Source organism: Streptococcus sp. 27098_8_76, from assembly GCF_041432315.1.
GTDB lineage: Bacteria > Bacillota > Bacilli > Lactobacillales > Streptococcaceae > Streptococcus.
This window is the reverse complement of sequence record NZ_JAPVZI010000013.1, coordinates 18,782-38,333: the sequence shown is the minus strand read 5'-3', so window position 1 is coordinate 38,333 and position 19,552 is coordinate 18,782. Positions and strand designations below refer to the sequence as shown.

General features: G+C 41.3%; 17 protein-coding genes and 1 tRNA gene. 4 read left to right on the top strand and 14 right to left on the bottom strand.

Annotated elements, in window-relative coordinates:
• Positions 1-290: 290 nt before the first annotated feature.
• The 14 genes from O3636_RS09295 to O3636_RS09230 all read right to left on the bottom strand — a co-directional run bounded on the left by O3636_RS09295 (position 291) and on the right by O3636_RS09230 (position 14,305).
• Positions 291-1,076: an ABC transporter permease gene (locus tag O3636_RS09295; RefSeq protein ID WP_371642820.1), complete on the bottom strand. Its 786-nt coding sequence runs from the start codon at positions 1,074-1,076 to the stop codon at positions 291-293.
• A gap of 1 nt (position 1,077) precedes the next feature.
• On the bottom strand, positions 1,078-1,896 hold the full coding sequence (locus tag O3636_RS09290) for an ABC transporter permease (RefSeq protein ID WP_371642818.1): 819 nt from the start codon (positions 1,894-1,896) through the stop codon (positions 1,078-1,080).
• Between the two features lies 1 nt (position 1,897).
• Positions 1,898-2,890 (bottom strand): ATP-binding cassette domain-containing protein, encoded by a 993-nt coding sequence (locus O3636_RS09285; protein WP_371642816.1) that lies wholly within the window; start codon positions 2,888-2,890, stop codon positions 1,898-1,900.
• 359 nt (positions 2,891-3,249) lie between these two features.
• Positions 3,250-4,182 carry an alpha/beta hydrolase gene (locus O3636_RS09280; RefSeq protein WP_371642814.1) on the bottom strand — a complete coding sequence of 311 codons (933 nt, stop codon included), beginning with the start codon at positions 4,180-4,182 and terminating at the stop codon, positions 3,250-3,252.
• A 130-nt stretch (positions 4,183-4,312) separates the two neighbouring features.
• Positions 4,313-5,194 (bottom strand): class II fructose-bisphosphate aldolase, encoded by an 882-nt coding sequence (locus O3636_RS09275; protein ID WP_001018997.1) that lies wholly within the window; start codon positions 5,192-5,194, stop codon positions 4,313-4,315.
• 140 nt (positions 5,195-5,334) lie between these two features.
• Positions 5,335-6,663: a sensor histidine kinase VncS gene (gene vncS, locus O3636_RS09270; RefSeq protein ID WP_371642812.1), complete on the bottom strand. Its 1,329-nt coding sequence runs from the start codon at positions 6,661-6,663 to the stop codon at positions 5,335-5,337.
• Positions 6,660-7,316 (bottom strand): response regulator transcription factor VncR, encoded by a 657-nt coding sequence (vncR, locus tag O3636_RS09265; RefSeq protein WP_371642810.1) that lies wholly within the window; start codon positions 7,314-7,316, stop codon positions 6,660-6,662. The genes vncS and vncR overlap by 4 nt, the downstream gene beginning before the upstream one ends.
• A gap of 141 nt (positions 7,317-7,457) precedes the next feature.
• Positions 7,458-8,837, bottom strand: a complete 1,380-nt coding sequence (gene vex3, locus O3636_RS09260; RefSeq protein WP_371642808.1) for an ABC transporter permease subunit Vex3 — start codon at positions 8,835-8,837, stop codon at positions 7,458-7,460.
• A 50-nt stretch (positions 8,838-8,887) separates the two neighbouring features.
• A complete protein-coding gene (gene vex2, locus O3636_RS09255) occupies positions 8,888-9,535 on the bottom strand; it encodes an ABC transporter ATP-binding subunit Vex2 (RefSeq protein ID WP_371642806.1) in 648 nt (215 codons plus the stop codon).
• 12 nt (positions 9,536-9,547) lie between these two features.
• Entirely contained in the window at positions 9,548-10,825 is a 1,278-nt protein-coding gene (locus O3636_RS09250; protein ID WP_371642804.1) for an ABC transporter permease, read from the bottom strand.
• Positions 10,826-10,963: 138 nt separating this feature from the next.
• Positions 10,964-11,049 (bottom strand) — tRNA-Leu (locus O3636_RS09245).
• A 79-nt stretch (positions 11,050-11,128) separates the two neighbouring features.
• On the bottom strand, positions 11,129-11,704 hold the full coding sequence (locus O3636_RS09240; RefSeq protein WP_371642802.1) for a cysteine hydrolase family protein: 576 nt from the start codon (positions 11,702-11,704) through the stop codon (positions 11,129-11,131).
• Positions 11,704-12,492 (bottom strand): GTP-sensing pleiotropic transcriptional regulator CodY, encoded by a 789-nt coding sequence (gene codY / locus O3636_RS09235; protein WP_000940738.1) that lies wholly within the window; start codon positions 12,490-12,492, stop codon positions 11,704-11,706. Before codY ends, O3636_RS09240 begins: the two co-directional genes overlap by 1 nt.
• A 253-nt stretch (positions 12,493-12,745) precedes the next feature.
• Positions 12,746-14,305 carry a DEAD/DEAH box helicase gene (locus O3636_RS09230; RefSeq protein WP_261013170.1) on the bottom strand — a complete coding sequence of 520 codons (1,560 nt, stop codon included), beginning with the start codon at positions 14,303-14,305 and terminating at the stop codon, positions 12,746-12,748.
• 328 nt (positions 14,306-14,633) lie between these two features.
• Here O3636_RS09230 and O3636_RS09225 point away from each other — a divergent pair, with 328 nt between their 5' ends.
• From O3636_RS09225 to O3636_RS09210, 4 genes are all read left to right on the top strand, one after another.
• Positions 14,634-15,950 carry an FAD-containing oxidoreductase gene (locus O3636_RS09225; RefSeq protein ID WP_371642800.1) on the top strand — a complete coding sequence of 439 codons (1,317 nt, stop codon included), beginning with the start codon at positions 14,634-14,636 and terminating at the stop codon, positions 15,948-15,950.
• A 204-nt stretch (positions 15,951-16,154) separates the two neighbouring features.
• Positions 16,155-17,498, top strand: a complete 1,344-nt coding sequence (gene murT / locus O3636_RS09220; RefSeq protein ID WP_261013172.1) for a lipid II isoglutaminyl synthase subunit MurT — start codon at positions 16,155-16,157, stop codon at positions 17,496-17,498.
• The gene (gene gatD, locus O3636_RS09215; protein ID WP_261013173.1) at positions 17,498-18,280 is read left to right on the top strand and encodes a lipid II isoglutaminyl synthase subunit GatD; all 783 of its coding nucleotides are present in this window, start codon (positions 17,498-17,500) and stop codon (positions 18,278-18,280) included. The genes murT and gatD overlap by 1 nt, the downstream gene beginning before the upstream one ends.
• 127 nt (positions 18,281-18,407) lie before the next feature.
• Positions 18,408-19,490 (top strand): Xaa-Pro peptidase family protein, encoded by a 1,083-nt coding sequence (locus O3636_RS09210; protein WP_084930451.1) that lies wholly within the window; start codon positions 18,408-18,410, stop codon positions 19,488-19,490.
• The last annotated feature ends 62 nt before the right edge of the window (positions 19,491-19,552 follow it).

The following is a 19,552-nucleotide window of genomic DNA, read 5'->3' as shown; positions in this document are numbered from 1 at the left end:
AGAACTAGCAACATCACAAAGTCAAACATCATTGATGAAATATCAGCGCTATTAAACAATATAAAAAACCGCTAAGAATAAGACTTAACGGTTATCTTCTACATATCTATTTTTTCAAATCCTCAGTCGTTTATCTACCTATAACCTAGGCTTTACGAGTGCCTTGCTCTACCAACTGAGCAAAATCGGCGATTACACATACAGTATAGCACTCTGAGAATAGAGGTCAAAGAATTTTTATCTCTATTAGAAAAAGCCTGGCCTGAGACAAGGCTTTGATGATATCTATGCTAAGAACCCGCACTTTCATAGGCATCTAAGCCCCTATCCCAAAGTTTAAGGGAAATGACAAAGAAGATGAGGGAAATTAACATCAAACCTCCGATGTTAAAGAGTACATCCTTGTCCTGCAAGAAATAGCTAGCAGGATAGTAGGCCGTAAAGGCAAAAGGCACGATAAAGCTAATCAACCAACGAAGAGCTGAATTGTAAATAGAAATCGGATACTTGGCAAAATCATTAAACATATAGAAAATGTAAATCATAGCGCCTGACTGCTTGGTCCAAAAAGCGATGCTGGCTGTCGCGATTTTCAAGGAAGTATAAATCAAGGTCGCAAAAGGAATACAGACTAGGAAAAGCAAGAATTTTGGAAGAGTCCAAGCAATGCTTGATACTGTTGTCGCTAGTAAAATTCCACCGACCAATAGTTCGCCCAAGGCATCAATTTGAAAGGTCTCAACCAGGATGTGAAAGAGAGGATTGATAGGACGAGTCAGATACTTGTCAAACTCACCTTTTCGCACCAAGCGTTGCCCTAGCGCCCAGAGATTGTCAAAAAAGAGATGGTCCAGTCCCTTGGGAATCAAGGAAAATCCATAGATAAAGGCGATTTCTTGAAAAGTCCAACCTTCTAGTGATGGAATGTGTTGAAAAATGACATTGAGAAACAAGAGGTTCAAGCCTTGAGTTAGAAAAACTCCCAGCACACCAACCACAAAATCCACCTTGTATTCCATGATTTGCTTGATATATTGTCTGATAAAAATCAGATGCATACGCTGATATTTTTTCATACTAACCTCCTTGAATGGTGATAAAGGACTGGACTCGTTTCCAAATCAACTGAGACAAGCCCACCATCACTAAGAGCCAGAAAAACTGCAAAGCGAGCGCCTGAAGAATCTGACTGGCATCGTATTTCCCAACAATAATCATAACTGGAGTGTAAATCAAGGATGAAAAAGGCAAGAAGGACAGAATATCTGAAACCACCTTTGGAAAGAATGCCAAGGGAATCAAACTGCCAGACATAAATGCCACTATGGAAGTCTTGAGTAGATTGGAACCCCAAAGATTTTTAAACACAAAGGCTGAAAAACCAAAACAGATATTAAAGAAAAAGTTAATCAGATAGGCCAGCGTTAAGCTAAAAAGATAAAGGACAGTTAATCCCAGCACATCTACAATCCCTTGCCCAGATATGATTTTTATCAAAACAATGACACTTAAAAATGGCAGTCCTACGCTGATAAAAATCAACCACTTAGAACCCAGCTCGGTAAAGAGATAGGAAGCCGCAAAATGCACTGGTCTCAACAAACGCATGATAATGGAACCATCCTTGACCTCCTCCCCAATCATAAAGGAGCTATCAGACCTAGTCAGAAGATTGGTCACAAAACTCATGATGATGTAGAGGGTGATATCTGCCATGCTGAATCCCTGAATCAAAGACTCTTGTGAGGAATCAAAGACAGCCTTCCAAAGATAAAAAGCCACAAAAGCCCCCATGACATCACCTATCCGATAGAGAATAAAGTTGACTCGATAGGTGATTAATTCCTGAACACCTGCATTGATAAAGGGTTTATATCGTCTCCACAATTTGACCATCTTAGAGCTCCTTTCGGTAGAAGCGACGGATAATATCCTCGATATCCGTATCCACCATCTTCAAATCGCGGATTTCAAAATCAGACAGAGTTTGCTTGATAATGTCCGCCGACTGGTAGCGAGAACTATCGAATTCAATGTTGAGACTATTCCCCTGTCTATCAATGCTCATATCCGAAAAGCCTTCATAGTGAGAGACGAGATGACTTTGCCCTGGCATCAATTCAAAGGATAGAGTCTTCATCTTGCCAAAGGTTTCCTTTAGCTGGTTCACCGTTCCATCAAAAATCTCCTGCCCCTTGTCAATCATAAAAATCCGATCACAAAGTTGCTCAATATCACTCAGGTCGTGAGTGGTCAAAAGAATAGTTGTTTCTTCCTCCTGATTAATCTGAGTAATGGCCCGACGAATGTTATCCTTGACCGACACATCCAGACCAATGGTCGGCTCATCTAAAAATAGAACCTTAGGATTGTGGAGCAAGGAAGCCGCAATATCCGCCCGCATCCGTTGACCAAGTGAAAGAGTCCGCACGGGATCCTTGATAAAGTCCTTCAAATCCAAGACTTCATTTAAAAAATCCATGCGCTTATGAAAGAGCGAGTCTGGCACATCGTAAATCTCTTTCAAGACCGTGTAGGTCTCTTGCAGAGCCAAATCCCACCATAGCTGGGTCCGTTGTCCAAAAACAACCCCAATATCCTTGACATAATCTTGGCGATTGTCCTGCGGAATCTTGCCGTTAATCCGACAAAAACCAGATGTCGGTTTCAAAATCCCTGTCAGCATTTTGATGGTTGTCGACTTCCCAGCACCATTGGCACCAATAAAACCTAAAATCTGACCCTTTGGCACCTCAAAGGTCAAATCCTTGACCGCTTCAAAGGTCTGCTTTTCAGGATGAATAAAGGAGCGCAAAGCCCCCTTCAAACCCGGTTCCTTAACTGTCTTCACAAAATTTTTCTGAAGATGTTCCACTTCTATCATTGCCATATCTATCTCCCTACGGTAAGGAATACAATATTTTATTATTAACTACAAATATTCTAAATCCTTACTTTCTACACCTTCTCATTATTACAGAAGGCTTTATACCAACCTATTATAGTCCAATAAAAAATATAATGCAAGCGTTTGCCTACAGATTATGAAATTAGAGATTTCACTCTTAAAATAATACTTTTGAATCAAAAATTCTGGTTTGATAGTCTCCTTAAAACACCAAAAAACCCACCCAATGGGTAGGTTAGTGCGTAAGAAAAAGAATTTTTTTAATCGAAAAGATTCACGATTCCACTGTTATTCCTTTAGCATTTAATTATTATCATCAGCATAAATAGATTTCTAACCCCTCAATTACTCTTTAAAAAATCTTCAAGCTGAGAAACTATTTCATTACTTTGATAATGGTAGAGATCATGAGTCACATCAACATACACAACTTGAACATTAGGCTGGTCACTTGCAAATTCCTCTGCAAAATGCTGCCATTCTGATTGGCTAAAGCTAGTACCATCACCATTAGAAACCATTAGTAAGGCTGGAATTTTCGGATTAATGTTTAAAGGAACTTTCTTGGCATTTTCCTTTACTAAACGAGATTCATTTAGCATAGCTTGTGACATCAACTGCTTATAAGCTAGAAGTTTATATTGTTTTCGTTCATTTTCAGTAAGAGTTGAATTTTTTATATAGAAGGACTCAGGGAAGTAGCGTAATAAACCAATCTTGCTACTCCAATATGCCACAGTGATTAAGGCCTGATTTTGCTTTAAATTCTCATAACTAGCTGGCAGTGCCCAATCTAACCCAACCAAGGTTTTCACTTCATCAGGATATTTTTCCTGCCAAGCTAAACTCTCAAGACTAGCCATGGAATGAGACAAAATGATAAAAGGACCTTTGACATTTGCTTGTGAAAGAGCTTGACGCGTCTCAGACAAAACCTCCATCACATCTCTTGAATGATTGCTATCATCACTATAACCATATCCTGCTCGCTCCACGATGACTACCTTATACCGTTTCGATAAGGATTCCGATACTTCTTTAAAGTCCAATATAGGAGAAGCAATACCAGCACCTGAGAGAACTACTATAGTCTCAGGACCATTCCCTTCAACGTAAACATTCATTTGATGTCCATCGACGAGAACTTGTTGTCCCATAGGTGTCAGTGAGGCTTGTTCCTTTTCTAAACTGATACGGTGAAAGATGAATGTAGCCACTAGAAACAAAAGAATGAAACTAAGAAAGCCAAGAAACCATTTTTTCAGTATTTTCATAGCATTATTGTACAAAAAATAAGTCCTTTTAGCAACTTAAGATTGCTTCATCTACAGTATATTCGCTATATATTCAAACACCAAAAAACCCACCCAATGGGCAGGTTCTGATTTGTATTGTTCAGCTAGATTAAGCTTTACCTTCTGAACCGAATACGTCGATACGTTCTTCAACTGATGCTTGGATAGCTTTTACACCGTCAGCCAAGAATTTACGTGGGTCAAAGAGTTTTTTCTTGTCGTATTCTGCTTCGTTTGCTTCGTAGTCACGAGCAAATTTACGAGTTGCGTTAGCGAATGCGATTTGGCATTCAGTGTTAACGTTAACTTTCGCAACACCAAGTTTGATAGCTGCTTGGATTTGCTCATCAGGAATACCTGATCCACCGTGCAATACGATTGGGAATCCTGGAAGAGCTTCAGTCAATTTTTGCAAGTGGTCAAGGTCAAGACCTTCCCAGTTTGCTGGGTAAGGACCGTGGATGTTACCGATACCAGCTGCCAAGAAGTCGATACCAGTTTCAACCATTGCTTTAGCGTCTTCGATTGGAGCCAATTCACCTTTACCGATGATTCCGTCTTCTTCACCACCGATAGTACCAACTTCAGCTTCTACTGAGATACCTTTAGCGTGTGCTTTTTCAACAACGTCTTTAGCCAATTTAAGGTTTTCTTCAACTGGAAGGTGTGAACCGTCAAACATGATTGAAGTGTAACCAACTTCGATACACTCAAGTGCATCTTCGTAGTGACCGTGGTCAAGGTGGATAGCTACTGGTACAGTGATACCCATTGATTCAACAAGGTTAGCGATCAAGTTGCGAGCAACTTTGTAACCACCCATGTATTTAGCAGCACCCATTGAAGTTTGGATCAAAACTGGAGCTTTTTTAGCTTCTGCTGCGCGCAAGATAGCTTGAGTCCACTCAAGGTTGTTTGTGTTAAATCCACCAACTGCATAACCGTTGTCACGAGCTGCTTGGACAAATTTTTCTGCTGAAACGATTGCCATTTTATCAGGCCTCCTGTATATTTTTATGGGTCATCCCATTTACATTGTTCATTTTATCACTTTTTGACAAAAAAATCTAGTTTTTCCCGCAGTTTCAATTGAATTTCTTCTAGCTTCATCTATGTAAACCCTTTCTCTGCCTAGTCTTGGGCAACTTTTGGAAAAGCTATGAAGAAAGTTAAACGATTCTCCTGCATTTCAAAACGATAAGCTAATTTTTCATGTTCTAATAAACTTTTAACAACAAAGAGCCCCATCCCAGACCCCTTGGCCTTGCGACTAGCATTATCAGAAAAAGACTGGGCCAGTTTTTCTTGTTCTTCAGGACTACAGCTATTCTCGATAAAAAGTTCCCCTTCTCTTTCACCAATTCGAACCAAGCCACCTAGAGTGGAGTGCTTGATAGCATTGCTGATGAGGTTAGAAAGAATCAACTTCATCACAGATGGATTTAGATAAGCCTGCTGATGGTTCAAACTATTATCAATCTGGAGTTCTCTTTCCTTGGCTAGTAAAGCATAACCCTTAACCAGACTTTGCGTCATCTGGAGGAGGTCTATTGTTTCCCTATCATCTCGTAATTCCTGCACAGACGAGAGAGAAAGTATCTGGAGAACATGGTGATTGAGTTCATCCACAATCCCCAAGGCAACTCCCAGATAGTGGTCTCTAGCCTTATAGCGGCCGATATTTTCTTTCATGTTTTCAATCAGAATTTTCAAACTAGCCAGAGGAGTTTTCAATTCATGGGAAGCCCCTCGTAGGAATTCGACCTTCATCTTCTCCAGCTGGAGAATGGCTTCATTCTTGTCATGCAAGTCCGCAATAACAGTCAAAAGATGCTGGTAGAGGCTATTGATTTGTTCCTTGAGATCACCAATCTCATCCTTAGAATCCACGCGCAATCGCACTTGGGCATCCAAATCCATCATCCGTCGGGTCACCCGCTTGATTTCCAAAATTGGGGCAACAATGGTCCGAGCATAGATGTAGGCCACCAAGAGAGAAATCAAAAATGATGCCAACAAGGTATAGGGGAGAAACTGGAGACTGATTTGCTCCGCTTCCTTTTGCAAGTCCATGGACGCTATAAACTGGATAGTCATGGTGCCACCATCTTGCGTTTTCACCTCGCGCTCCTCGATAAAGAGGGAGGTGGTCTGTCGGTCCGTGTCCAGAGGAAGACTTTCCTTGACTTCTAACTTGTCCTCAGTCATCTCTCCCTTGACTGCTCCCTTGATATCACTGGTCTGGGAATACAGGTCTAAGACTTGCTCGATACTCTGCCTATCCTTCCCTTCTAGGGACTGAGCAATGGCTGTTGCCTTCTGACCAATGGTTTCCTGACGGTGGCTCAGATAAGTCGAGGGAAAGAGAAAATAAATGGCTAAATGAAGACAGATAACCAGAACACTAAAAATCGAGAAGGTATAGATAAATATCTTTGTAAACAAACCTGTTCGTTTCATTTTCGCTCCAATTTATAACCAACATTGCGCACAGTGAGGATGCAGTCCAAATCTAGCTTTTTCCGCAATTCCTTGATATAGACATCAATAACACGGTCAAAGGGAACCTCATCTGTCGCCTTCCAGACCGCATCGATTATCTGAGATCGGGTCAAGGCCCTTCCTTCATTTTTTACCAGATAATCCAGAATTTCCAACTCTTTAGCATTGATGGCCACTTCTTCTCCTGCTAAGCTTGCACTGTAGCTCTCAAAATCCACCTTGGCATCCTTATAAGAGAAGATTCGTCCCGTATCATAATAGCGCTTGAAAATCGCATCTACCCTCACTTTTAAGAGGGAGAGGGAGAAGGGCTTTTCCAGATAGCCATCTGCCAGAGAGGCAAAAGCACTCATCTTGTATTCTTCATCTTGAAAGGCGGTCAACATCAAGACAGGGACCTGGCTGGTTTTGCGAATCTCAGCTAGCACTTCTAGACCATTGAGCTTGGGCATCTGGATATCCAGTAAAACCAAGGCTACTTCATAGCTGGAAAATTTTTCTAAGGCTTCTTGCCCATCTGTAGCCTCAATGGTTTCATAACCACAATCCGTCAAATAATCACTGACCCCCTCACGGATCATCTCTTCATCTTCTACAATTAAAATTTTCATAGAAAAATCTTTCACATTCCTTTAAATTTCTTATAAATCAGCTCAGTTTCATCCTGAAAGGAAGAGGCCTTATCAAGATGAAATAGATAAAAATGCTACCTATATTATACCCCATTTAGGGGAGAATAGGTAGCAAGTTTGTTATTCGCTATCGAGCAAGAGCTCTTTTGGTTGTTTTCTAAGGAGATTGCTTGAAGCAAGCGCCATAACGAGAACCACTAGAACCAAGGCAAGGACAAAGACGATGATAAAGTCTGATGTCTGAATGGAAATGTCTAGGCTCGACAAGGTCTTGCTAAAGCCATCTACTTCTGCACCACCACCAAGGTTAGAGGCTTGAGCTGCCTTGCTGGCTTGCTTGGCAACACCTGAAGTGACATTGGCAAGAACAGTATTTCCGATTGCACGCGCTGTGTAGTTAGCTAAGAAATAAGCAGAAACAAGAGCAGGGATGGCAATCAAGACGGATTCGGTGATGAATTGCCCCAAGATACTTACCTGCTTGAGACCGATAGAGAGGAGAATTCCCACTTCCTTGCGACGGGCGTTGATCCAAAGACTAAGCAAGAGGGCAAGGAGAAGGACTGAGAAGCTCAGGCTACCCCAGAAGAGGAGATTAGCCATCTTGTACATACCAGAGATGGATTGCTCAAGAGCTGGGTAGTTAGAGGAGCTCTTAACGAGTGTATAGCTCTTCCAGTTGATACCGCTGATGCCATTCAACTCTTTCATGACATCATCCAAGTTCTTGTCCGCTGTTACAAAGAAGGTTGCATCCCCATAAATAGCCGTTTCTTCTGTATAACCATATAGTTTAGCAGCCGTATGGATGTCTGTAATAGCTGTGTTTTCATAGAGTTCTTGCGAGTAGGTTACTGCCGACTTATTGTGACCATCAAAGAGTCCCTTGATTGTCACTTCGACTGTTTCCTTGGCCCCTTTTTCATTGTCTGCATCATAGATATTGGAGTCTAGTTTGACCTTATCTCCGACTTTCCAGCCGTGTTTGGCTGCCAAGTCCTTGTGCATGAGGATCTTGTCCTTATCGTCGTTGGTTAGGTGCTCACCTTCGACCAGCTTATAAGAACCGGAGACAAACTTGTCTTCTTTAGAGGAATCATTGACACCTGTAATCATCAAGCTACTTCCAAAATGTTTAGCACGGTCAGGTGTCAGATTCTTCTTGGTTTCTGGCGTTTCGATGAGTTCATATCCAGTCAAATCTCCGATAGCGTTGATGCGTTTAACATAAGACTCGATGGCCTTGTTTTCGGTGATTTTTTTGATGTCCTCACCCTTAATATTCCCAGCACCACGTGGTGTTCCTTGATTGACGCGACGATTGATTTGCATGGAGAAGCTATTGGTGATATTTTTAAAGGTCTCCTGAGAAGCCTTGGCAGTAGCTCCCTTGATCGACAAGCCGACCAAACTCAAGCTCGCCATGAGGAGAATAATCAGGAAGATAACAATCGATTTGAAAAACTTCCTTGTAACATAGGCAAATGCGTTGTGTAACATAGGTTCCCTTTCTAGATTTGATTTAATAATTCTATCAAAATAAGCTCATATTATTTAGTAGTATTGCGAGTTTCAGTCAGTTTCTTATCTTTCAACTCAAGTGTAACATCTGACGCTTGTGCCACTTCTTTACTGTGGGTTACGACAATGACACATTTACCTGTTTTCTGGGCAAGTGATTTGAGCAGTTCGACAATATCTCCAGCAGTTTTAGGGTCCAGATTTCCTGTTGGCTCATCTGCTAGAATGACTGGAGCTTCTGAGACCAAACTACGAGCAATGGCAACACGTTGCTGTTGACCACCTGATAACTGGAGAACATTCCGCTTGATCTGACTTTCATCCAAACCAAGCTCAAGCAGTGTATCCTTGCTTGCCTTTTTATTGACCAAGCGGATATTTTCCAGTGGAGAAAGATAATCTATCAAGTTATAATTTTGAAAGACCAGGGAAATATGGTGCATGCGATGGTAAGAATAGCCCTTCTTACGAATGTCCTCTCCTTGGAAAAGGATAGAACCTTCAACAGGACTATCTAGACCAGCAAGTAGGGACAAGAGAGTGGATTTTCCTGCTCCTGACTCCCCAATAATACTGTAAAATTTCCCGGGTTCAAAATTATAATTGATCTGATATAGGACTGCTTCAGCAGTGTTCTTATAACGGTAGGTAAGGTCTTGTAATTGTAATAAAGTCATGATTTCTCCTTCTTAACTAATAGATGATAAAATTTCTTTAGGTGATTTTCTAAATAAGAATAGGAAACAAAGGGCTACAGATAAGCAACTAAGCAGAACTAGAAAAACATAGGATTCTGCAAATGATAGGATATTAGTTGATAGACTGCTTGCTTTAGCTAGTGTATCTTGTAAGCTTGCCTGATCTCCACTTGCTAGGACAGATTGGAGCAGATAGGATGTAATGGCGTTTCCTGCAACAAATGCCGGAAGCAAAGCACCGATAGATACCAAAACCACCTCTAAACAGAATTGTAGGAAGATCGAGCTCTTGCCTTTTCCAAGTGCCAGAAGGATTCCCACTTCGTAAACCCTTTCTCTCAACCAAAGAGACAAGACCAAAATTAAGGCTCCAGCTCCAGCTATCAACATCCCATAAAGGAAGATGGTCAGGAAGGTTTGGAAGGTAGCAACTGAGTCTTTGATTTGTTCAAAAGCCTTGCTTTCCTTTTCGACTTGATAGCCTTGATTTTCCAAAGACAAGTTTTCTACCTGCTTCATGAGTCCGTCCATTTCCTTAGGATTTTCTACATAGAAGCGGGCTGCAGTGACTTGAGCTTCACTATTTCCCAAAAGGATTTGGCTACTTTCATAGTCTGTAAAGACCTGGTTTTCACTGAAGTCAGAAGACAAGCCTGTGAATTTCTCTTGTTTTTTACCAGAGAAGATGCCGACAATCTCAAACTCCACTGTTTGTCCTTTGCCAGATTCTGACTGTCCAGCATATAAGCCAATCTTGTCATGAAGCGAAAGACTATTCTTCTTAGCCAGCTCTTCGTGGATCAAGATTTTCTTGGAATCCCCTTTTTGAAGGTGTCGCCCTTCTTTTAAGTTGAAAGCCGAACTGGTAAAGGTAACATCCTTGGATGAATCTTCAAGAGCCGTTAAGCTAACCAAATTCTTATCCGCAGCTGACAAATCATCTCGCTCCACGCTCTGCTCGCCACTCACCGCTTCCTTATCTTTCAGCTTTGCGACCGTCTCAAGTTCAGGAGATACATTTTCCAGTCCCTTAATCTTGCTTACAGATGATAAGTCTGACAACTTGAAGGTCTGACCATTTTCTATCTTCTTAATAGAAAAAGAGGTATTGAGTGATTTGTAAAGATTGGTTTCCACTGTTGTGTTGGACTTCATCAGCGTCAAACAGGCTGAAATTCCGGCCAATAGGACCAACAAAATCAGAAATAAAATAAAACTTCTCAGTCGTTTTCTGCTGACATAAGCCCAAGCTCTTTGGATTGGATTCATTTGTCACCTCCATATTTGTAAGACTATTATAAAACCCAAATATGAAATGTTTATGAAATACGAAAAAAGAGCAAAAATTTTTTTGCTCTACTTTAACTAGATGAAAAAAAGAGCTAGCCTCAGCTAACTCTTATCCTATGCGGAGAGAGGGACTTGAACCCTCACGACCTAAAGCGGTCACAGGATCCTTAGTCCTGCGCGTCTGCCAATTCCGCCATCCCCGCGTCGATTACTTTACTAGTATATCAACTTTTGGGATGCTTGTCAACACTTTTTTCAAATTTTTTCATTTCATCAACCAAATTACTCTGAAATTTCATTTAGATTTTCATCTACCAACTTAGCTCCAAGTGTATTTTTGAAATGACCTAGGGCAAATTGATGATTTTCAGGCCAGATGGAAGCAACAGCTGGTTTAACAATCTCAATGTCATATCCTAGATTATAGGCATCTATAGCTGTATGTAGGACACAGATATCCGTCAAGACACCTGTTAAGATAACGGTAGACAATCTCCGCTCTCTCAAACGGATATCCAGGTCAGTCCCTGAAAAAGCTGAGTAATGGCGTTTATCCATCCAAAAGACACGACTGTCTGAACCATGTTCTTGATAAAAGGTCCCCAAATCTCCGTATAAATTCCGTCCACTAGTCCCAATCAAATTATGAGGAGGAAATAGTTTACTTTCTGGATGAAAACAATCGTTTTCTTCGTGAGCATCAATGGTAAAGAAGATGTAATCTCCTCGTTCAAAAGCTAACCGAGTCACCTTGCTAATGGCATCTGAAATTGCTTGAGCTGGGGCGCCTGCTGTCAGCTTCCCACTATCAGCAACAAAATCTTCTGTATAATCAATCGAAATTAAAGCCTTAGTCATTAGTAATCTCTTTTCTTCACTTCTTCAAAAATATCTGAAATCAAGACCTTAAGATAGGTTCCCTTCATTCCAAGTGAGCGACTTTCAATAATCCCCGCAGACTCAAGTTTACGAAGGGCATTGACAATCACAGAACGGGTGATTCCGATACGGTCTGCAATCACAGACGCAGTCAACTGCCCTTCATTTCCATTTAATTCCCCTAAAATTGCTGAAACAGCACGGAGTTCGGAATAAGAAAGGGTGTTGACTGCCATGGTGACGGCAGTACGGCGACGTATATTTTTCTCATCTTCTTCTCGTTGGAAGTTAAGAAGCTGAATCCCAACAACGGTACTCGCAATCTCAACAAGAATCAAGTCCTCGTCTTCGAATTTTTTATCATTTCGCCAAATAATCAAAGAACCAAGACGAATCCCTGATACATGAATCGGTGCAATGGTCGTCAAACCATCTGGAAAGTCGGCACGACTTTCCACAGGGAAAATACTCAAATCATGATCAACTGTCAGATTGGCTTCTGTATCGTAGATCATATTCGCACCTTGAATGTAGTCATCTGGGAAAATCTTAGTTTGGAAGAACTGCTCTACACGATCTGTATTGGTTTTGTAACGCATGAAATAACCAAGGAGACGTCCCTTGCTATTGACGATACAGGCGTTACAGTCAATAATATCTGCCAATTGACGGGTAATCGCATTGTATGGAAGTTCTTCCTGCAACTGCTCCTCTGAGCGCTTCAGGATAGAAGTAATTTTTCTAGTTTTTTCTAATAAATGTGCCATTTTTCACCTCGAATTTAATCGCTATCATTATAACATAAACAGCTTGAATTTTCAATTATTATCTGAAAATTGCTTATTTAATTGCAATTTAAAAAAAACAAGAATATTTTTAATTAAATTGCTTCTTTTCTATTGACAAGCTCCCTATTTTTGTGTAATATAATATTACAAGAAGATAATATATATTATTTATCTTTATTTTTCCATTCGGTCTCCTTATATAAAAAAGCGATTCATTTTGAACCGCTTTTTCTTATTTATCGCCCTTGTTACGAATAACAAAGCCTGTTTGCTTTTCGCTTGAAGTATTGCGTGGTTTTTTATTATCCTTACGATAACGTTTTTCCTTATCAAAACGATCATTGCCACGACTTCCTTTTTTGAAATCACCACGGCGATCACGGTCTCGACGGTCGTCCCCACGACGGCCTCCACGACCTCCCTTAGCTTTACCACCGAAGCCATTACCTGATGGTTTAAATGGCAGTGGTTTTTCACGTGCAATCTCCACTTCAGGAAGACTATCTGGGTCTTGAACAGTCAGACTCAAGATATACATTGCCAATTCTTCTGGAGTAAATTCGGCAGCTAGCTTACGAGCATCCTTACCAAATTTCTCAAAGTTGGCACGGATAGTCTCATCTGCAAAATCACGTTCGATTTTCTTAAGAGCCACTTGTTTTTTAGCTTGGAAAGCTTCTTCTGCACTTGCAGGTTTGAGACCTTTCATACGTTTCTTAGTCAAGTTTTCAATGATTTGAAGGTAGCCCATTTCATTTGGTGATACGAAAGTAATAGACTGACCTGACTTACCAGCACGACCTGTACGACCGATACGGTGAACATAACTTTCAGGATCTTGTGGAATATCGTAGTTATAGACATGGGTCACACCTGAAATATCCAAGCCACGCGCTGCCACGTCTGTTGCAACCAAAACATCGAGATTACCGTTTTTGAAGTCACGAAGGACACGAAGACGTTTGTTTTGGTCTAGATCTCCATGAATTCCTTCTGCACGGAAGCCACGGATTTTCAAACCACGAGTCAATTCATCTACACGGCGTTTTGTACGCCCAAATACGATAGCAAGCTCAGGCTGCTCCACATCCATGAGACGAGTCATGGTATCAAATTTTTCTTGTTCTTTAACTCGGATATAGTATTGGTCAACCAATTCTGTTGTCAATTCCTTAGCCGCAATCTTGACATGCTCAGGTTCTTTCATAAACTGAACACCGATACGTTTGATGGCATCTGGCATAGTTGCTGAGAAAAGCAAGGTTTGACGGCTTTCAGGGACACGAGAGATGATGGCTTCGATGTCTTCTAAGAAGCCCATGTTGAGCATTTCATCCGCTTCGTCAAGGATAAGAGTTTCAATATCTTGTAATTTCAAGGCCTTGCGTTTAATCAAGTCCAAGAGGCGACCTGGAGTTCCCACCACGATATGGGCACCAGATTTAAGAGCCTTAATTTGTTTTTCAATGCTTGATCCGCCATATACTGAACGGACTTTGACTCCCTTACTACGACCAAAGCGGAAGAGTTCTTCTTGACTTTGGACAGCGAGTTCACGAGTTGGAGCGATAACCAAGGCTTGGATGGTCGCCTCTTCTGTACGGATTTTTTCAAGGGTAGGCAAGCCAAAGGCTGCAGTTTTTCCTGTACCAGTCTGAGCTTGACCGATAACATCCTTGCCTTCGAGAGCCAAGGGAATAGTTTGCTCTTGGATCGGACTGGCTTCTACAAAACCAGCTTTTTCAATCTCTGCTAGCAAATCAGCAGACAAGTTTAATTCATTAAATTTCACGTTATTCTTCTTTCTAAAGGTGGTGCGAAGCCACCCTATAGGGCTTAGTTTATACTTTTCTTTTTATGACGTATTTTCATATACTGGATATAAAATCGTGTTGCTTCTTTTCCACAAAAGAAAAGTACTGTTTTCTTTGCAACCTATCTAGTATAACACAAGAGAGAAGCAAAAGATAGTTAAATCCGTAGATAATGTCATGTAAACGATTTTTCTGAAAGAATAAAGTAAACTTTCCACTATTTTATAAACTTTTTTAAAGCGTAGCAGAATTGTGCAAAAGTTTTTTTCTTGTGCTAGAATGAAATTCGAATAGGAGGAATTCTAAATGTTAACTTATGATTTAATCGTTATCGGATTTGGTAAAGCTGGTAAAACACTAGCTGGTAAATTGGCTTCAGCTGGCAAAAAAGTTGCCCTCGTTGAACGTAGTAAAGCTATGTATGGTGGAACTTGTATCAACATTGGTTGTATCCCAACTAAAACTTTACTAGTTGCTGCTGAGAAAGACTTGTCTTTTGAAGAAGTGATTGCTACCAAAAATACTATCACTGGTCGCCTCAATGGTAAAAACTATGCTACTGTTGCAGGTACAGGCGTGGATATCTTTGATGCGGAAGCTCACTTCCTTTCAAATAAAGTCATCGAAATCCAAGCTGGTGATGAAAAGAAAGAACTGACCGCTGAAACAATCGTCATCAACACTGGTGCTGTTTCAAACATCTTGCCAATCCCTGGACTTGCTACAAGCAAAAACGTCTTTGACTCAACAGGTATTCAAAACTTGGACAAATTGCCTGAAAAACTTGGAATCCTTGGTGGCGGAAATATCGGTCTTGAATTTGCTGGTCTTTACAACAAACTTGGAAGCAAGGTTACAGTTCTAGATGCCTTGGATACTTTCCTACCTCGTGCAGAACCTTCCATCGCAGCTCTTGCTAAGCAATACATGGAAGAAGACGGTATTGAATTGCTTCAAAATATCCGCACTACTGAAATCAAAAACGATGGTGACCAAGTGCTCCTTGTAACTGAAAACGAAACTTACCGTTTCGACGCCCTTCTCTACTCAACTGGACGCAAACCAAATGTAGAACCACTTCAACTTGAAAATACAGATATTGAACTAACTGAACGTGGTGCTATTAAAGTAGACAAACATTGTCAAACAAACGTTCCTGGTGTCTTTGCAGTTGGAGATGTCAACGGTGGCCTTCAATTTACTTACATTTCACTTGATGACTTCCGTGTTGTTTACAGCTACCTTGCTGGAGATGGCAGCTACACACTTGAAGACCGTCTCAATGTACCAAACACTATGTTCATCACACCTGCACTTTCACAAGTCGGTTTGACTGAAAGCCAAGCTGCTGATTTGAAACTTCCATACGCAGTGAAGGAAATCCCTGTTGCAGCAATGCCTCGTGGTCACGTAAACGGAGACCTTCGCGGAGCCTTCAAAGCTGTGGTTAATACTGAAACAAAAGAAATTCTTGGAGCAAGCATCTTCTCAGAAGGTTCTCAAGAAATCATCAACATCATCACTGTTGCTATGGACAACAAGATTCCTTACACTTACTTCACAAAACAAATCTTCACTCACCCAACCTTGGCTGAGAACTTGAATGACTTGTTTGCGATTTAAGTTGAGATTTAATCGTATCGAACAGCCCTCTGAGGGCTGTTTTCATTTCTGCGAAATCTCATACTCTTCGAAAATCAAATTCAAACCACGTCAGCTTCACCTTGCCGTACTCAAGTACAGCCTGCGGCTAGCTTCCTAGTTTGCTCTTTGATTTTCATTGAGTATCAAATCTGTCTTTTCTCTCTTTTATGATATAATAGAAACATGAACTTAAAAACTACTTTGGGCCTTCTTGCTGGGCGTTCTTCCTACTTCGTTTTAAGCCGTCTTGGACGTGGAAGTACGCTCCCAGGAAAACTTGCCCTTCAATTTGATAAAGATATTTTACAAAACCTAGCTAAGAACTACGAGATTGTCGTGGTCACTGGAACAAATGGAAAAACCCTAACAACTGCCCTCACTGTCGGCATTTTAAAAGAGGTTTATGGTCAAGTTCTGACCAACCCAAGCGGTGCCAACATGATTACAGGAATTGCGACAACCTTCTTAACAGCCAAATCTTCTAAAACTGGGAAAAATATTGCCGTTCTAGAAATCGATGAAGCCAGTCTATCTCGTATCTGTGACTATATCCAGCCAAGCCTTTTTGTCATCACAAATATCTTCCGTGACCAGATGGACCGCTATGGTGAGATTTACACAACTTACAAGATGATTTTAGATGCTATTTGTAAGGTACCTACTGCCACTGTTCTCCTTAATGGAGACAGTCCACTTTTCTACAAACCAGCTATTCCAAATCCTGTACAGTATTTTGGTTTTGACTTGGAGAAAGGTCCAGCCCAGCTGGCTCACTATAATACCGAAGGAATCCTCTGTCCTGACTGCCAAGGCATCCTCAAATACGAGCACAATACCTATGCAAACTTGGGTGCCTATATCTGTGAAGGCTGCGGATGTAAACGTCCTGATCTCGACTATCGCTTGACAGAATTGGTTGAGTTAACCAACAATCGCTCTCGCTTTGTCATTGACGGACAAGAATACGGTATCCAAATCGGTGGACTCTACAATATCTACAACGCCCTAGCTGCGGTTGCCATCGCCCGTTTCCTTGGTGCAGATTCACAACTAATCAAGCAAGGATTTGATAAGAGCCGTGCTGTCTTTGGACGCCAAGAAACCTTCCATATCGGTGACAAGGAATGCACCCTTGTTTTGATTAAAAATCCAGTAGGTGCAACTCAAGCTATCGAAATGATTAAACTAGCTCCTTATCCATTTAGCCTATCTGTCCTCCTCAATGCCAACTATGCAGACGGTATTGATACCAGCTGGATCTGGGATGCTGATTTTGAACAAATCACTGAGATGGACATCCCTGAAATCAACGCTGGCGGTGTTCGTCATTCTGAAATTGCACGTCGTCTACGAGTAACAGGCTATCCAGCTGATAAAATTACTGAAACAAGTAGTCTGGAACAAGTTCTTAAAACAATTGAGAACCAAGACTGCAAGCATGCCTATATCCTGGCTACCTATACTGCTATGCTGGAATTCCGCGAACTGCTGGCTAGTCGTCAGATTGTTAGAAAGGAGATGAACTAATGATTTATACCTCACTTTCCTCAAAAGCTGGCAATTACCCCTATCAGCTCAACATTGCCCACCTCTACGGAAATCTCATGAATACCTATGGGGACAATGGAAACATCCTCATGCTCAAGTATGTGGCTGAAAAACTGGGAGCCCATGTGACGGTTGACATCGTTTCTCTCCATGATAACTTTGATGAAAATCACTACGACATTGCCTTTTTCGGTGGCGGTCAAGACTTTGAACAAAGTATTATTGCAGACGACCTACCTGCTAAAAAAGAGAGCATTGACAACTACATCCAAAACGACGGTGTGGTTCTCGCTATCTGCGGTGGTTTCCAACTATTGGGGCAATATTATATTGAAGCTTCAGGCAAACGCATCGAAGGGCTAGGGGTTATGGGCCACTACACCCTCAACCAGACCAATAACCGTTTTATCGGTGACATCAAGATTCACAATGAAGATTTCGATGAAACCTACTATGGTTTTGAAAATCATCAGGGCCGTACCTTCCTCTCAGATGACCAAAAACCGCTGGGACAGGTTGTCTATGGAAATGGAAACAACGAAGAAAAAGTCGGCGAAGGGGTTCATTATAAGAATGTCTTTGGTTCCTACTTCCACGGACCTATCCTCTCTCGTAATGCCAATCTGGCTTATCGCCTAGTCACTACCGCCCTCAAGAAGAAATATGGTCAGGACATTCAACTCCCTGCTTATGAGGACATTCTCAGCCAAGAAATCGCTGAAGAATACAGCGACGTCAAAAGCAAGGCTGACTTTTCTTAAACAAAAGGAAATTATATCAAAGAACTCTGTTATCTTGTCGGAGTTCTTTTTGTCTGTTATTTTACCCTTCTCCCTTGCATTTTCTCTCATTTTTTGCCAAAATAGAGGGGTAGAAAGAAGGTAGCATATGTCTAAATTACAACAAATCGTAACATATCTTGAATCAGAAAAACTAGACGTCGCTGTCGTATCTGACCCCGTCACAATCAATTACCTCACTGGCTTTTACAGTGATCCCCATGAACGTCAAATGTTCCTTTTTGTCCTAGCAGATCAGGAACCTCTCCTCTTTGTCCCAGCCCTTGAGGTTGAGCGCGCTACTAGCACTGTTTCCTTCCCAGTTGTGGGCTATGTAGATTCTGAAAATCCATGGCAAAAAATGAAACATGCTCTTCCACAGCTTGATTTCAAACGTGTCGCTGTTGAGTTTGACAATCTCATCTTGACCAAATACCATGGCTTGAAAATAGTCTTTGAAACTGCTGAGTTTGAAAACCTCACTCCTCGTATCCAACGCATGCGCCTCATCAAATCAGCTGATGAAGTGCAAAAAATGATGGTTGCAGGTCTCTATGCGGACAAGGCTGTTAATGTTGGTTTTGACAATATTTCTCTTGATAAGACTGAGACAGATATCATCGCCCAAATTGACTTTGCTATGAAGCGTGAAGGTTATGAAATGAGTTTTGATACCATGGTCTTGACTGGTGATAATGCTGCAAATCCACACGGTATTCCAGCAGCAAACAAAGTTGAAAATAACGCCCTTCTCCTCTTTGACCTTGGTGTTCTTGTCAACGGCTATGCGTCAGATATGACTCGTACAGTCGCAGTCGGCAAACCTGACCAATTCAAGAAAGATATTTACAACTTGACCCTCGAAGCCCAACAGGCTGCTCTTGACTTTATCAAGCCGGGTGTGACTGCCCATGAAGTGGACCGCGCTGCCCGTGAGGTCATCGAAAAAGCTGGTTACGGCGAGTACTTCAACCACCGTCTTGGTCACGGTATCGGTATGGATGTCCACGAATTCCCATCTATCATGGAAGGAAACGACATGGTCATCGAAGAAGGCATGTGCTTCTCTGTTGAACCAGGTATCTATATCCCTGGTAAAGTCGGTGTCCGTATCGAAGACTGCGGTGTTGTTACCAAGGACGGCTTCGACCTCTTTACAAACACCAGCAAAGACTTGCTTTATTTTGATTAATATTCTTCAAAATTCTTCAAAAATCTTCCCACAATAAAACGCATAGTATCAAGCTTTCAACA

Bases quoted from the DNA above. Each gene is read 5' to 3' on its own strand.
- murT (WP_261013172.1), top strand. From the start codon at position 16,155: ATGAACTTAAAAACTACTTTGGGCCTTCTTGCTGGGCGTTCTTCCTAC.
- vncS (WP_371642812.1), bottom strand. From the start codon at position 6,663: ATGAAACGAACAGGTTTGTTTACAAAGATATTTATCTATACCTTCTCG.
- codY (WP_000940738.1), bottom strand. From the start codon at position 12,492: ATGGCACATTTATTAGAAAAAACTAGAAAAATTACTTCTATCCTGAAG.
- O3636_RS09250 (WP_371642804.1), bottom strand. From the start codon at position 10,825: ATGAATCCAATCCAAAGAGCTTGGGCTTATGTCAGCAGAAAACGACTG.
- O3636_RS09285 (WP_371642816.1), bottom strand. From the start codon at position 2,890: ATGGCAATGATAGAAGTGGAACATCTTCAGAAAAATTTTGTGAAGACA.
- O3636_RS09275 (WP_001018997.1), bottom strand. From the start codon at position 5,194: ATGGCAATCGTTTCAGCAGAAAAATTTGTCCAAGCAGCTCGTGACAAC.
- O3636_RS09240 (WP_371642802.1), bottom strand. From the start codon at position 11,704: ATGACTAAGGCTTTAATTTCGATTGATTATACAGAAGATTTTGTTGCT.
- O3636_RS09210 (WP_084930451.1), top strand. From the start codon at position 18,408: ATGTCTAAATTACAACAAATCGTAACATATCTTGAATCAGAAAAACTA.
- gatD (WP_261013173.1), top strand. From the start codon at position 17,498: ATGATTTATACCTCACTTTCCTCAAAAGCTGGCAATTACCCCTATCAG.
- O3636_RS09290 (WP_371642818.1), bottom strand. From the start codon at position 1,896: ATGGTCAAATTGTGGAGACGATATAAACCCTTTATCAATGCAGGTGTT.
- vex3 (WP_371642808.1), bottom strand. From the start codon at position 8,837: ATGTTACACAACGCATTTGCCTATGTTACAAGGAAGTTTTTCAAATCG.
- vncR (WP_371642810.1), bottom strand. From the start codon at position 7,316: ATGAAAATTTTAATTGTAGAAGATGAAGAGATGATCCGTGAGGGGGTC.
- vex2 (WP_371642806.1), bottom strand. From the start codon at position 9,535: ATGACTTTATTACAATTACAAGACCTTACCTACCGTTATAAGAACACT.
- O3636_RS09280 (WP_371642814.1), bottom strand. From the start codon at position 4,182: ATGAAAATACTGAAAAAATGGTTTCTTGGCTTTCTTAGTTTCATTCTT.
- O3636_RS09295 (WP_371642820.1), bottom strand. From the start codon at position 1,076: ATGAAAAAATATCAGCGTATGCATCTGATTTTTATCAGACAATATATC.
- O3636_RS09225 (WP_371642800.1), top strand. From the start codon at position 14,634: ATGTTAACTTATGATTTAATCGTTATCGGATTTGGTAAAGCTGGTAAA.